The organism is Betaproteobacteria bacterium, assembly GCA_009693245.1.
GTDB lineage: Bacteria > Pseudomonadota > Gammaproteobacteria > Burkholderiales > SHXO01 > SHXO01.
On record SHXO01000036.1, the window covers coordinates 1 to 13,087 of the forward strand.

The following is a 13,087-nucleotide window of genomic DNA, read 5'->3' on the forward strand; positions in this document are numbered from 1 at the left end:
CTCAACACGATAAGTAAAACTCTGCGCTAACTCTGCCACCGACGCAGTATCCAATGGCTTGGCAGGTGCGGCATCACTAACAGTAACTTTATTCTTGGCGAGGAACTCGGCTAAGACATCCAGCGAAACCGCGAAATTTACATTTTGCGGAATATCCCCCGTGGTGATTGCTGAGCGAAGCGCATCGAGTTTCGCTTGAACCACCCCCACAACGAGGCCAGAGGCATCCATCACCGGACCACCGCTATTACCCGGCTGAACAGGCGCGGTAATCTGTATCTCACCGGCAGCATCCCTGAGGCCACGTAAGCCGCTGACAAGGCCAGATGTAAAGTTGCCGCCACTGGTTAGAGACCCCGACAGCGGGAATCCAAACACCATCACCGCTTCGCCCAGCCGGACACTGCGAGGGCTGCGTAGCCTTGCCGTCGAGCCTTTGAGTCCCGTTACACGAATCAAAGCCAAGTCAATTAAAGCATCGGCATCCACCACCGCACCAGTACGACGTCCATCGGAAGCAAGCACCTCCACAGACGTACAGCCATCAACGACATGCTGGTTTGTCACTAATAGACCGGGGGCCACAGCAAAAGCAGTACCAGACGACACCTGCGCTGCTGCGTATGGCGCAAAGAGTAATGCAGCGATAAACCAGAAATTCTTCACTAGCACCCCGTGAAGTCCCTTGCCTGACACTCACGCGCCAGCTTCTGTGCTTCAGCTATTTGTTGGGTGTTCATTCGCTTGGCCATAATGTCGCGGTTCTGCACGGCGTTAGCATCACCTTTCACCGCTGCGAGGTTGAACCACATATGGGCGCGGACATCATCCATAGGCACACCCCGACCCTTGTCATACATCGCGCCGAGGTTGGACTGCGCATTTGCATGCCCCTGAGCAGCAGCTAACCTGAACCACTTCAGCTTTACGCGTGCAGCCAAGTTTCCGAGAAAGCCAGGAACGCAGTGCTGCTATTTACCCTGCCCGCGAACTCCCTAGGAAATGCCTGGCCCTTCACGGCGTTACCGTTAACCGAAGCTCGTACGGATTTCGCCTCCACGAAAAGGGAAAGCATCTGATGTTGTCCCGTCGCGGATTTTTCCTTTGGGAAGTCCACGACGAACGGTGCACCGAGTTCACCCCAATTCAAGCTGACTTGGCCCACGCTGCTGCGGAACCATTCCGTATAGGTGGAGCGCGTGTCTCCGGCCGCCACGAAATCCCAAGCTGGCGCCAGCCGGCAATTGGATAAGCCCTTTACTCCCTGGAAGGCACCGAAGTGAGCGACGAAACCAGTCTTGAGATATTGCGCGAGCGGCTCGTTGTCGGTGAGGCAAAGGTTGGGCGCCGCACTGTTTTTGCCGTCCCCATGAGGATCGAGCAACAGGAATGCCGCGTGGCCCCGGCCGCGAGGCGAGAGCACCACGCGGAAAAAACTGACGAGCGTGACGAAAGGGCCATCCGCGCTCTCCTTCAGATACATGCCTGGATTTTCACCAGACCAATCGATGGTTCCTGGATGAACTAACGAGTACGTCACGGGTTTCTCCTTTTACGGCCAGAGGCTACATGCTAGCTCATTGCGGAACGCTGGCAAATACCGCGAGGCACGAGGCTACAATGGAAAAAATTTCGAGGTGGCGGTAGGAGGGATCATGCGTCTTTGCACCATCAAGATGGACGGCACCGAAACGGCTGCCGTGGTCACGGGGGCCGGTGTGGTTCCGGTAAAACGAATCAATCTACACCATGGGTTGTCCTGGGCCACGGAGCTTCTTGCCTTGATCGAGCAAGGTTTGGCGCCCGCCCTGGCACGCGACGCCGACCGCACTCCAGGCGCCCTGGATCCTGCTCGCGCCGAATATGGCCCGCTCTACCGCCGCCCCCGAAAAATCTGGGGTATCGGCCTTAACTACCGCGACCATGCCTCGGATCTCCAGGCGCCATTCCCGGCAGAGCCCGCGTCCTTCATGAAGGGCGATCACACCATCATTGGCCCTGGAGATGACATCGTTCTTCCGCCTGAGTCCGAGCGCGTGACCGCGGAAGCGGAGCTGGGCGTGATTATCGGCAAGACCTGCCGCTTCGTGAGCGAAGAGCAGGCGGCGAGCTTCGTGGCGGGTTACTGCTTGATTAACGACATGACGGCGGAGGATATCCTGCGGAAGAATCCGCGCTTCCTCACGCGATCGAAGAACTTCGACACCTTCTTTTCCTTTGGCCCCGAGCTCGTGACTCCCGACGAGGTGCTCGATGTATCGCAATTACGCGTGGGTACCTACAAGAATGGCCTGGTCCATCGCGAGAACGTGGTGTCCAGCATGGCCTTCTCGCCGAACTATTTGGTGGCCTTCCATTCGCAGGTGATGACGCTTTATCCGGGAGATATCATCAGCACCGGCACCCCTGGCGCCGTAGTGATCCAGGACGGCGACGTGGCGGAGTGCCGCATCGAAGGCTTGGGCCGGCTGAAGAACCCGGTGCGAAAGCGGGTTAAGCCCGGCAGCTATTCAGCCCTAGCTTCGGCCGGGGTGTAACCCCCTTAGCCGGCATATTCTCCAAACCTGTCAACAATGAGTCCGCAACAGGCTAATTCATATCGCCACCGCAGCGGACGAAATTGCAGACGCGCTTGCAGTCCTGAGAGAATCCGCATTCGAAGAGCGCGACCTTGCCCTTGCCCTGGTCGTCCACGCCGCAGCGTTCGCCCGCGGCCATGGTGTGAGCGCTGGGCCGCCATTCACATTGATGGCAGGCGGTGAGGCCAGGCAACTCGAGGGATTCTTGCCGCGAAAACTTGGGTAGCGCGCTGCTGCCACCTTCCGCATCCAGGTCGTCGCCTGCCATGGCTGAAGAGCTTAGCGCTAACAACACTAACCATACGAGGATCGATAGCCGTCTCATTTGGGCTTCTCCACTTCGCTACAACACTGCGTATTCTGGCACTTTCGCGCTTAATGTGCACTGGCTCCGGTTGCGTCCTTGAGAGGAGGCGCTTGCGCCTTCGTGCGATTGATGCGAACCACCTCGGGAAGCCGTCTTAACCCGCGCATGATTTGCGCAAGATGTAGCCGGTTGCGTGCCTGAAGAGTGAAGTGGACGGTGGTGTAGGCATCGGAGTCCGCGGGCTCCACGTTCACGCTTTCGATATTGGAGTTGTGCTGAGCGATTTCCGCCGCCACCTTGGCCAGGACGCCCATTTCATTGGACGCGACCAGATCGATGTTCACGGGGAATACCCGCTGCGTATCTGGCGCCCATTCGATATCGAGCCACTTGCTTGGATCGCGGTTGGCCTTCGCGGACACGGGGCAGTCGTGGGTGTGCACCACCATTCCCCGTCCCTTTCGAATGAGCCCCCGCACGGGATCGCCCGGGATGGGGCGGCAGCATAGGGCGAATTGCAAGGCCATCCCCTCGGAGCCGCGGATCACGACGGGGCCCGGGGGCACGGCCGGGTTCATGACTTCCTTGGCGTTCTTTCCGAAGGAAATCAGCTGGCGCGCGACCACGATGGCGAGTTGTTGGCCCAGGCCGATGTCCTCCAGAATCTCCTGCCGGGATTTACCGCTGGACTCCTTGCCCAGGCGTTCCCAGCGGCGCATGTCGATGGATTCGAGACTGGAACCTATGGCGCTTAGTGCCTGCGCCAGCAAGCGCTCGCCAAATTGGGCGGATTCTTCCGATTCCAGATTTCTCAGGAAATGGCGTATGTGGTGCCGCGCCTTGGCCGTGCCGGCGAAGTTGAGCCAGACGGGATTGGGTTTCCCATTGGCGGCGGTGATGATTTCAACGCGGTCACCGTTCTTGAGTTCGGTGCGCAGGGGTACCAGTTCCTGGTTGATTTTGGCGGCCACGCAGCGGTTACCGATGTCGGTGTGAACGGTGTAGGCGAAATCGACACAGGTCGCCCCCCTTGGCAAGGCCAGGATATCCCCCTTGGGCGTGAACACATAGACCTCGTCGGGAAACAAATCCACCTTGAGGTGCTCCAGGAACTCCAGGGAATCGCTGCTCTGGGACTGCACCTCCAGCAGGCTTTGCAGCCATTGATACGTGTTACGTTGTAGCTCCGTGAGCGAGGCGTCCGTGCTCTTGTAGAGCCAGTGCGAGGCGACGCCAGCGTCGGCGATACGATTCATTTCCTGGGCTCGAATCTGCAATTCGATGGGGTTGCCGAAGGGGCCGAACAGGATCGTATGCAGCGACTGGTAGCCGTTGGCCTTGGGGATCGCGATGTAGTCCTTGAATTTGCCCGGGATGGGCTTGTACAAGCCATGCAACTCTCCCAAGGCGAGATAGCACTGCGCCAAATCCTTCACCACCACGCGAAACCCGTAGATATCCGTCACCTCGGCGAAGCTCAGGTGTTTCTCCTGCATTTTGTGGTAGATGCTGTACAAATCCTTCTCGCGCCCCGTGACGGCGGCATCGATTCCCGCGGCGGCCAGCCGTTGCTTGATGGCGCTTTGAATCTTGTCGATCACTTCCATGCGGTTGCCCTTGCCGGCCTCGAGCGCTTTCTTGAGCACCCCATAGCGTATGGGGTAGAGGTTGCGAAAGGCGAGTTCGTGCAACTCGCGGTACAGCCCATTTAATCCGAGGCGGTTGGCGATGGGCGCGTAGATCTCGATGGTCTCGCGCGCTATACGAGCACGCTTTTCCGCCTGCATCGCATCCAGCGTGCGCATGTTGTGCAGGCGGTCGGCGAGCTTGATCAGGATCACCCGCACGTCTCTCGCCATGGCGAGCAGCATCTTGCGGAAGTTCTCCGCCTGCGCATGTTCGTGGCTTTCGAATTCGATCTTGTCGAGCTTCGACACGCCGTCCACAAGTTCGGCCACCAGCTTGCCGAATTTCGCGCTGATTTCGCCCTTGGTAACGCGCGTGTCTTCCATCACATCATGCAAGAGCGCGGCCGTGAGCGCTTGCGCGTCCAGATGCCATTCCATGAGGATGCTTGCGACGGCGAGCGGATGCGATATGTAGGGTTCGCCAGAGCGGCGGTATTGCCCTTCATGAGCAGCCTCCGAGAATTCAAAGGCCGCTTGTAACTGTTGTAGATCTTCGGGCTTTAGGTAGGCCGATGCTTCGCTGAGGAGAGATTGCGCTTCGGACATGTTCCTGTGCGGCCTTGCGCGAAGTGCTTCAATGAGGGTTGGAGGACGCCTTCCTTGATGAGAACTCGAACAAGGGCGGTAATCAGGTGTTGGTCTTGTTGAGGACCTCTTCGCCAATCTTCCCCATGGCGATCTCGCGCAAGGCGATAACGGTAGGTTTGTCCCGGTTGGCTTCCACCAATGGGCTGGCACCTTGCGCCAGCTGCCGCGCCCGGTGTGTGGCGGCCAAGGTCAGCATGAAGCGGTTGCTAATATTTTTCATACAATCGTCCACGGTAATACGTGCCATCTGGTTTTCTAATCCCTAGATTACTTTTTTCGTGGAAGAACTATTTCATCGCATTGATCAGCGCGCTGTGCATGGCGAGTTGCCGCGCCGCGCGTAATCGTTGTGCTCGAACGATGCTATGCAAATCTTCCACGGCATCTTCAAATCTCTGATTGATAATAACATAGTCGAATTCGCTCACGCGGCTGATCTCGTCGCGCGCTGCCGCCAGCCGGCGCTCGATGACCGCGGCGCTGTCTTGCCCGCGGTTAGTCAGCCTCTCCCGCAGAGCCGCCGCCGAGGGGGGCACGATGAACACGCTCACGCATTGAGGAAATAACGTGCGTACTTGCGCGGCCCCCTGCCAGTCGATTTCGAGCAACAGGTCCGCACCCTTTTTCATCCGGTCCGATATCCAGGCCTGCGAAGTGCCGTAGTAGTTGCCGTGCACCTGCGCGCTTTCCAGAAAGGCCCCCTGTTCCAGCATTTCTTGGAACTTGGCCCGCGTGACGAAGTGATACTGCCGGCCATCGGTTTCCCCCGGCCTGGGCTCACGGGTCGTGTACGACACGGACAGCTCGATGGCCGGGTCGCGCGCGAGCAAGGCGTTCACCAAGCTGGTCTTACCCGCGCCCGAAGGCGCGCATACGATGAATAAGGTGGACATGATCAAGAGCCCCTGGCCGGTGCGGACCGAAACTATGGCTTATTATCTGCGGTCATCGCGCCGGGCTTGACCTTACTCGATGTTCTGGACTTGCTCGCGCATCTGCTCGATGAGCACCTTCAAATCCATGGATGCGCGCGAGACTTCGACATCCACGGACTTGGACCCAAGCGTATTGGTTTCGCGGTTGAGTTCCTGCATGAGAAAGTCCAGGCGTTTCCCGGCGGCGCCGCCTTCTTCCAGGATGCGCCGGGTTTCTCCCAGGTGGGCGCACAGGCGTGCCAATTCTTCATCCACGTCCACCTTGCTGGCGAACAACACGAGTTCTTGCCGTATGCGATCCTCATCCAGGCTCGCCACTGCTTCGCGTAGCTTACTGGACAGGCGCTCCTGGTATTGGGTGACGAGCTGCGGGATGCGCGGTTTGACCTGCGCCACGATCGCTTCCATTTTATTCACCCGGTCCAGCAGTATTTGCTTGAGTTTCTCGCCCTCACGCGCGCGGCTCGCGCTAAATTCGCCGAGTACCTTGACCAACAGCGCTTCGCATTGCTCGCGCAGTTGGTCCATGGGAAGGGAATCCGAGTCGGTCATCCCGGGCCAGCGCAACACGTCGGCCACGCTCAAGCCTTGCGCTTGCGGGAACGCCGCGCGCGCCTGGGTCTCCAAGCGCAGCAAGCGCGCGAGCATCTCGCCGCTCAATTTGTCCGGTAACTCGCTTTGCGCCTTGCGCGCGAAACTTACCCGGCATTCCGCCTTGCCGCGAGACAAACGCGCGTTGGCGATCTCTCGCAACGCGGGTTCGATGCCGCGCAATTCTTCCGGGAGGCGAAATTGAAGATCGAGATAACGGTGGTTGACCGAGCGCAACTCGACGGTAATCGTACCGAGCGATTGCTCCTCGCTCAGGGAAGCAAATCCCGTCATGCTGCAAATCATTCAGTCTCCTCGAATCCTCACGACTTATAATGCCCATCTCCCAACGGCGGCGCAGGATAGCATAGACCTCTCGCGCCGTACGCCCATCGTACCCCTACCTTTACCACCATTGTTCATGCGCCCCAGCGGAAGAAAACCCGACCAACTCAGACCCGTTCGCATTACGCGCGGATACACCAAACATGCGGAGGGATCGGTGCTGGTGGAATTCGGCGATACCAAAGTGATCTGCACCGCTTCCATCGAGGAGAAGGTGCCCTCCTTCTTGAAGGGCAAGGGCAAGGGGTGGCTCACCTCGGAGTACGGCATGCTGCCGCGTTCCACGGGGACGAGAATGCAACGCGAAGCCAGCAGCGGGCGCCAATCGGGACGCACGCAAGAGATACAACGCCTCATCGGGCGCAGCCTGCGGGCCGTGGTGGATCTCGCGGCGTTGGGCGAGCGCACCATTCAATTGGATTGCGATGTCATCCAAGCCGATGGCGGTACGCGCACCGCGAGCATCACGGGCGCTTACGTCGCCGTACACGATGCGGTGAGCCGGCTGCTCGAGGCGAAGGTGCTCGCCAAGTCCCCCATCGTGGGTTATGTCGCGGCGGTGTCCGTGGGCATCTATCAAGGAATGGCCGTGCTGGACTTGGACTATGCGGAGGATTCGGCCTGCGAAACCGACATGAACGTCGTCATGACGGGTGACCGGGGCTTGGTGGAAGTGCAAGGAACGGCCGAGGGCGCGCCCTTTACCCGTGACGAGTTGAATGGCTTGCTCGATTTCGCGCAAGCAGGTATTGGCCAATTGGTGGCCGCCCAGAAAGCGGCGCTGGGCCTGGAGTGATGAAGCAGCTTGTCATCGCCAGCAACAATGCAGGCAAGCTGCGCGAGCTGGAGAGTCTTCTTGGCCCCCTTGGAATTGAAGTCATAGCGCAATCCAGGCTGGGCATCCCAGAGGCGGAGGAACCTCACGCGACCTTTATCGAGAACGCCTTGGCGAAAGCCCGGCACGCCAGCCAAGCGAGCGCTCTTCCGGCGCTGGCGGATGATTCCGGTCTCTGCGTGGAGGCCTTGCAGGGGGCACTGGGCGTGCACTCCGCCCGCTTCGCGGGAGAGCCCAAATCGGACGAGCGCAATAACGATCTGTTGTTGCAGCGCCTGGCGGATAGTAAGAATCGCCGGGCGTACTACTACTGCATCGTTGTGCTCGTGCGGGGTCCGCTGGACCCGCGGCCCTTGATCGCGGAGGGGGTGTGGAACGGCGAGATACTGAGTCAACGGCGCGGCAGCGAGGGCTTCGGTTACGACCCGTTATTTCTCGACCCGGTGCTGGGCAAAACCGCCGCGGAGTTGAGCCTCGGAGAAAAGAACAAGGTGAGCCACCGGGGACAAGCACTAGCCCGTTTGTGCGCGTATCTAAGCCCCGCGCCAGCAGTATAACCGTGACATCGATGGCGCACCCTCGGGCGAGGATGCCCAAATCAAGCTAAACAAGTACAGACTAGTTCCGATAAGAGCCTGAGCCTTCCCCTTCAATCGCTTGAATTAACCCAAAGCCCATGCCGTACGCGGAAACCAAGCAACGAAGCGCCGAACTGTTGCGATTGATCATTCCCCTCTTGTCTAGACACGAGGCGGCGTGCAATCCCATGACCTTTGCGTTGTGGTACGAATACATGGCGGGGCTCAATATGCCGCTCAAGCAAGCGATGGATCGGATAATCGATGAGGACAAGACACTGACTGACTCGCAAGCCGAGAAACTCTACCGCCTTCATATCATGGGCCGCGACGACGAAGCGCAAGACAAGTACGAGTCGGATTTCAAGCGCCTAGTCGGTGAGGTTTCCGGGGCCGCCACACAAGCCGAGGTGAAGGCAAGCGACTACGTGAGTGCCCTGGGCCGGCACGGCTCGGTGCTCCAAAACCCGGAAGGCAGCGAAGCCGTGGCCGGCGTGATGCAAGCGCTACTCAACGATACCTTGATGGTTCGCAAGTCCGTGGGGCTCCTCAGCGATGAGTTGAAGGCGAGCCTCAAGGAAGTGGAGGAATTGCGGAAGGAATTGGAGAGGATCCAGGACCAAGCGCTTATCGATCCGCTCACGGGAGTCAAGAACCGCAGGGGCTTGGAAAGGGTCGTCGAGGATCTGCAAGCCGCCTCCAAGTCCGGCTTGAGTGGATGCAGCGTCATCATGGCCGACATCTATCACTTCAAGCAGATCAACGATTCCCACGGACATATGCTGGGAGACAAGGTCATCCGCAGTGTCGCCCAATTGCTGGTCGCCGCGGTAAAGGGCCAGGACACCGTGTCGCGCTAGGGCGGCGAGGAATTCCTCATTCTGCTGCCCGGCACTCCGCTCGCCGGGGCGAAGGCCCTGGCCGAAACCATCAGGATCACGCTGGAGCGCGGACGCATCCGCAAGATGGATAGCAGCGAATACATCGGCGCGGTGAATGTGTCGGCGGGCGTTGCTTGCCACCGTCCCAACGAATCCTTCGACGAATTACTACAGCGCGCGGACCGGGCGCTCTATGCCGCGAAGTCTGCTGGCCGCAATCGCGTGATGGCGGCGCCGTGAAAACCGCAGGCTAGCGCACTCGCCTCCCGAGGATGACGAGGTCGCGGTCGTCCGTGTCCAATCTCGCCACTTGCGGAAGAAAGGCCCATTGCTCGAAGCCGAAGGCGCGAAACAACGCCAAACTGGGAAGATTGTGGGCGAATATAAACCCCAGCAAGATTTCCACGCCGATGTTAGGTGAATGCACGATGGCATCGCGCAGCAAGTCGTGCCCAATGCGCCGCCGGCGGTACACCTCATCCACATAGAGGCTCAGCTCGGCCGTCTTGTTGTAGGCGGGCCGCCCGTAGAACGCCGAGAAACTTAGCCACGCGATCACCTTGTCGCTGTCCTCCACGACCCACAGAGGCCTGAAGTCCGGGCGGTGGTCGCGAAACCACGGCAGGCGCGCTTCCGTTGTGACCGGCTGGGTGTCCGCCGTCACCATGCGCGAGGGGATCGTGGCGTTGTAAATCTCCAGGATGCGTGGAAGATCGGACTCGTTCGCAAGGCGTCTTATCATGCGTGTAAGGATGGTCGCGGGGGCGCAATACCGTAACGCAAGATATCACTTAACGGCGGGCCCAGCGAGTGAAGGTGCGCCTCAGCCTCAAGCCGGCGGGTTGCGTGTCGTTAGCGCAATCCATGACTGGTTCCTAGACCGAGCAGATTGATCTTCAGGCAGATGCCGTTAACGGCGATTCGCGCGGGCATTCGACCGGCTCGCCCGGCTTGCAAGTCGAGCGTTTGCGCGACTGGGCGGAACTGGCAAGCGACTGGTATTGGGAGCAGGATGAGAATCTGCGCTTCACCTTCTTCTCCGACAGGGCGGACGGACAGCCTGCCGTGCCTTTCAACGTTTCCATGGGCAAGACCCGCTTCGAGATAGGCTTGCTCTTCGAGTCCGCCGCGCACGCCACTCAACACAAAGCGGATCTTGAAGCCCGGCGCGAGTTTCGCAATGTCGCGCTGAGTAAGGTGCATTTGGACGGGCGCCAACAAACTATTTCCGTAAGCGGGCGTCCTATCTTCGGCGATAACGGCTGCTTCCTCGGTTACCGCGGCGTCGCGCGGGACATCAGCTATGAGAATCGAATAATCGAGAAGCTGGTCGACCAGGAGCGGTTGCTCAGTGAAATAATCGATGCCAGTGCCAATCCCATCGTCGTCAAGGACCAGCATTACCGGTTCATGCTCATGAACGACGCGGCATGCAAGTTTCTCAAACGCCCTCGCGAAGCCCTCGTGGGCAAGACGGATTTAGATATCTTTCCCGAGGAAGCCGCCCGGCGGTTTCGCGAGACGGACGACGAAGTGCTGCGGCATGGCGGCCCTGTCGAATACGAAGGTTATTATCCTGTGCCGGAGGGGCCCCACCCATGGATGTTTGTACGCAAATCCGCCTTCATGCGCCACAACGGCGACAAGGGGATTTTCGTCGCGATGACAGACCTCACGGCCCGCCGCCAAACCGAAACGGCCCTGCTGTTGAGCGAGCGGCGCTTTCGCGACATCGCCGAGGCCGCAGGCGAATATGTATGGGAAACCGATCCGCGCGGGCGCTTCACATACGTATCGCCCAGGGTGGAGAATGTGCTCGGGTACCGCCCCGAGGAAATGGTGGGCAAGTCCTACTTTCGTTTTCTTCCCAACGGGGAAATCCAGCATGTCCGGCACTGGATGGCCGAGAACGAATCGCCCGATGGCGCCTTCCGGGATCTCGAACACCGCTTCATCTACAAATCGGGAGAAGTACGCTGCCTCAGGGCCAACGGGGTCACTGTCCGCGACGATCATGGCGTCCTCACCGGGCGCCGGGGTACGACCAGCGATATCACCGAGCGCAAGAAAGCCGAGACTCGTATCGCCTTTCTAGCTAACCGCGATCCCCTGACAGAGCTCGCAAACCGGTCGTTCTTCCAAGACCGGCTCTCGCAAGCAATCTCTACCGCCGTGCGCCACCGGGAATCCCTGGCGGTCATGTTTCTGGACCTCGACCGCTTCAAGATCATCAACGACTCCTTGGGGCATCATGTGGGCGATCTGCTGCTGAAGGAGGTGGCAAAACGGCTCTTGGAGTGCGTGCGCAAAATCGATACGGTGGCGCGCCTGGGGGGCGACGAATTCATTGTCCTGGCAGAGGGTTTAGCACGCGATGCCGATGCGCAGAATATCGCCATCAAGATCCTTGGCGCGGTGGCGCATCCGATCCCAGTCTTGGATTACGAACTACATACCACATGCAGCATCGGGGCCGCGCTATTTCCTCGAGATGGAGAAACCGTCGAAGCGCTAATGAAACACGCCGATCTCGCCATGTACGCGGCCAAGGAACGCGGCCGCGGCAGTTTCCGGTTCTTCGACCCGGAGATGAACCGGCGGGCTAGCAAGCGCCAGCATCTAGAGTCGGCGTTGCGCATGGCGCTTGCGCGCGAGGAGTTCGTGCTCCATTACCAGCCCCAAGTCGATATTCGCAGCAGTGGAGTCGTGGGAATCGAAGCCCTTGTTCGTTGGAACCATCCGGAAGAGGGATTGGTCCCTCCCGGAGAATTCATCGGTGTGGCCGAGGAAACCGGTCTGATTCGCCCGCTCGGGGAGTGGGTGTTGCGCACGGCATGCGAACAGAACAAGCGTTGGCAGGAGGCGGGATTCGCGCCGGTGAAAATGGCGGTCAATGTCTCGGCTGGCCAGTTTATGGACCCCAGATTGTTCGGCGAATCGCTCCTTTCCATTCTGGCGGATACCGGCCTCGACCCGCGTTTTCTCGAATTGGAAATGACAGAGAGTTTATTGCTGCAAAACGGCGAGGATAATCTTGCGGCCCTGAATGAGTTCGCCGGATGGGGACTGCGTATCGCGGTGGATGACTTCGGTACCGGCTATTCGTCTCTGGCCTATCTGAAGCAACTTCCCGTGGATTCGCTGAAAATCGACCTAAGCTTCGTAAAAGACATCCGGTCCAGCAAGGATGACGTGGCGATCGTGCAGGCCATCATCGCCATGGCACATAGCTTGAGCTTGCGGGTGCTGGCCGAGGGCGTGGAAACGCAAGTACAACTCGACACGCTAGGAAGGATGGGTTGCGACGAGTACCAGGGTTATTTGCTGAGCAAACCGGTACCCGCCGAGCGCTTCGCCGAGCTTTTTCTGTGCGATGCGCTCAAGAGCGCGCCGCACAGCGTGGTCTAGCGCGAGGGAGCTTGCTCCAAGATCCAGATCGCCTTATTCGCGAGCGCCTCGCCGAGAATTGCATGCTGGCCGGCGTCCAGGTATGACGACCACCAAGGCCGGCGGCGAATGCTTCTCGATGCATTGCGCCAACCCGGCCGATCCATTGCGCCCGGGTTTGAAGGGATCGTCCCACGCGGTGCGCCGTCCATTCAAACAATCCTCCACCACACGATAGGCGTGAGCGCCTCGGTTTAGCGCGCGCTCCATCACACCTGGCCAGCGCTGATCGAAGGGTAGCCGTTTGCGCGTATCCGGGATGATGCCCCAGGTAAGGGAGTCGCCGTAGACGAGGATGTGCCGCACGGCGCCC

The 13,087-nt window shown here is 59.4% G+C and carries 15 protein-coding genes and 1 pseudogene; 6 read left to right on the forward strand and 10 right to left on the reverse strand.

The window, feature by feature from the left end; genetic code table 11:
• From EXR36_07715 to EXR36_07725, 3 genes are all read right to left on the reverse strand, one after another.
• The coding region (locus EXR36_07715; protein MSQ59519.1) for a serine protease at window positions 1–696 on the reverse strand (696 nt) is incomplete at its 3' end.
• A complete protein-coding gene (locus tag EXR36_07720) occupies window positions 666–941 on the reverse strand; it encodes a sel1 repeat family protein (protein ID MSQ59520.1) in 276 nt (91 codons plus the stop codon). The genes EXR36_07715 and EXR36_07720, both read right to left, overlap by 31 nt.
• Window positions 926–1,540, reverse strand: a complete 615-nt coding sequence (locus tag EXR36_07725) for a hypothetical protein (GenBank protein MSQ59521.1) — start codon at window positions 1,538–1,540, stop codon at window positions 926–928. Before EXR36_07725 ends, EXR36_07720 begins: the two co-directional genes overlap by 16 nt.
• Before the next feature lie 115 nt (window positions 1,541–1,655).
• Here EXR36_07725 and EXR36_07730 point away from each other — a divergent pair, with 115 nt between their 5' ends.
• Window positions 1,656–2,537: an FAA hydrolase family protein gene (locus tag EXR36_07730; protein MSQ59522.1), complete on the forward strand. Its 882-nt coding sequence runs from the start codon at window positions 1,656–1,658 to the stop codon at window positions 2,535–2,537.
• Window positions 2,538–2,589: 52 nt separating this feature from the next.
• Here EXR36_07730 and EXR36_07735 read toward each other — a convergent pair whose 3' ends face one another.
• The 5 genes from EXR36_07735 to EXR36_07755 form a co-directional block, all read right to left on the reverse strand.
• A complete protein-coding gene (locus EXR36_07735; protein ID MSQ59523.1) occupies window positions 2,590–2,904 on the reverse strand; it encodes a hypothetical protein in 315 nt (104 codons plus the stop codon).
• A gap of 50 nt (window positions 2,905–2,954) precedes the next feature.
• Window positions 2,955–5,120, reverse strand: a complete 2,166-nt coding sequence (locus EXR36_07740) for a bifunctional (p)ppGpp synthetase/guanosine-3',5'-bis(diphosphate) 3'-pyrophosphohydrolase (GenBank protein ID MSQ59524.1) — start codon at window positions 5,118–5,120, stop codon at window positions 2,955–2,957.
• 82 nt (window positions 5,121–5,202) lie between these two features.
• A complete protein-coding gene (locus tag EXR36_07745) occupies window positions 5,203–5,409 on the reverse strand; it encodes a DNA-directed RNA polymerase subunit omega (protein ID MSQ59525.1) in 207 nt (68 codons plus the stop codon).
• 40 nt (window positions 5,410–5,449) lie between these two features.
• Window positions 5,450–6,058: a guanylate kinase gene (locus EXR36_07750; protein MSQ59526.1), complete on the reverse strand. Its 609-nt coding sequence runs from the start codon at window positions 6,056–6,058 to the stop codon at window positions 5,450–5,452.
• A 69-nt stretch (window positions 6,059–6,127) separates the two neighbouring features.
• Window positions 6,128–6,994, reverse strand: a complete 867-nt coding sequence (locus EXR36_07755; protein MSQ59527.1) for a YicC family protein — start codon at window positions 6,992–6,994, stop codon at window positions 6,128–6,130.
• Window positions 6,995–7,109: 115 nt separating this feature from the next.
• Here EXR36_07755 and EXR36_07760 point away from each other — a divergent pair, with 115 nt between their 5' ends.
• From EXR36_07760 to EXR36_07775, 4 genes are all read left to right on the forward strand, one after another.
• On the forward strand, window positions 7,110–7,829 hold the full coding sequence (locus EXR36_07760; protein MSQ59528.1) for a ribonuclease PH: 720 nt from the start codon (window positions 7,110–7,112) through the stop codon (window positions 7,827–7,829).
• The gene (gene rdgB, locus EXR36_07765; protein ID MSQ59529.1) at window positions 7,829–8,425 is read left to right on the forward strand and encodes an RdgB/HAM1 family non-canonical purine NTP pyrophosphatase; all 597 of its coding nucleotides are present in this window, start codon (window positions 7,829–7,831) and stop codon (window positions 8,423–8,425) included. The genes EXR36_07760 and rdgB overlap by 1 nt, the downstream gene beginning before the upstream one ends.
• Window positions 8,426–8,544: 119 nt before the next feature.
• Window positions 8,545–9,306, forward strand: a complete 762-nt coding sequence (locus EXR36_07770) for a GGDEF domain-containing protein (GenBank protein MSQ59530.1) — start codon at window positions 8,545–8,547, stop codon at window positions 9,304–9,306.
• Window positions 9,307–9,324: 18 nt separating this feature from the next.
• A complete protein-coding gene (locus tag EXR36_07775) occupies window positions 9,325–9,567 on the forward strand; it encodes a diguanylate cyclase (GenBank protein MSQ59531.1) in 243 nt (80 codons plus the stop codon).
• A 10-nt stretch (window positions 9,568–9,577) separates the two neighbouring features.
• Here EXR36_07775 and EXR36_07780 read toward each other — a convergent pair whose 3' ends face one another.
• Entirely contained in the window at window positions 9,578–10,069 is a 492-nt protein-coding gene (locus tag EXR36_07780; protein MSQ59532.1) for an N-acetyltransferase family protein, read from the reverse strand.
• Window positions 10,070–10,278: 209 nt separating this feature from the next.
• Between EXR36_07780 and EXR36_07785 the strand changes: the two genes are divergently transcribed.
• A complete protein-coding gene (locus EXR36_07785) occupies window positions 10,279–12,735 on the forward strand; it encodes an EAL domain-containing protein (GenBank protein MSQ59533.1) in 2,457 nt (818 codons plus the stop codon).
• Window positions 12,736–12,810: 75 nt separating this feature from the next.
• On the opposite strand, the pseudogene EXR36_07790 reads toward EXR36_07785, so the two are convergent.
• Window positions 12,811–13,080, reverse strand: a pseudogene (locus EXR36_07790) (GDSL family lipase).
• Between the last annotated feature and the right edge of the window lie 7 nt (window positions 13,081–13,087).

Bases quoted from the DNA above. Each gene is read 5' to 3' on its own strand.
- EXR36_07730 (MSQ59522.1), top strand. From the start codon at position 1,656: ATGCGTCTTTGCACCATCAAGATGGACGGCACCGAAACGGCTGCCGTG.
- EXR36_07735 (MSQ59523.1), bottom strand. From the start codon at position 2,904: ATGAGACGGCTATCGATCCTCGTATGGTTAGTGTTGTTAGCGCTAAGC.
- EXR36_07740 (MSQ59524.1), bottom strand. From the start codon at position 5,120: ATGTCCGAAGCGCAATCTCTCCTCAGCGAAGCATCGGCCTACCTAAAG.
- EXR36_07745 (MSQ59525.1), bottom strand. From the start codon at position 5,409: ATGGCACGTATTACCGTGGACGATTGTATGAAAAATATTAGCAACCGC.
- EXR36_07755 (MSQ59527.1), bottom strand. From the start codon at position 6,994: ATGATTTGCAGCATGACGGGATTTGCTTCCCTGAGCGAGGAGCAATCG.
- EXR36_07760 (MSQ59528.1), top strand. From the start codon at position 7,110: ATGCGCCCCAGCGGAAGAAAACCCGACCAACTCAGACCCGTTCGCATT.
- rdgB (MSQ59529.1), top strand. From the start codon at position 7,829: ATGAAGCAGCTTGTCATCGCCAGCAACAATGCAGGCAAGCTGCGCGAG.
- EXR36_07770 (MSQ59530.1), top strand. From the start codon at position 8,545: ATGCCGTACGCGGAAACCAAGCAACGAAGCGCCGAACTGTTGCGATTG.
- EXR36_07780 (MSQ59532.1), bottom strand. From the start codon at position 10,069: ATGATAAGACGCCTTGCGAACGAGTCCGATCTTCCACGCATCCTGGAG.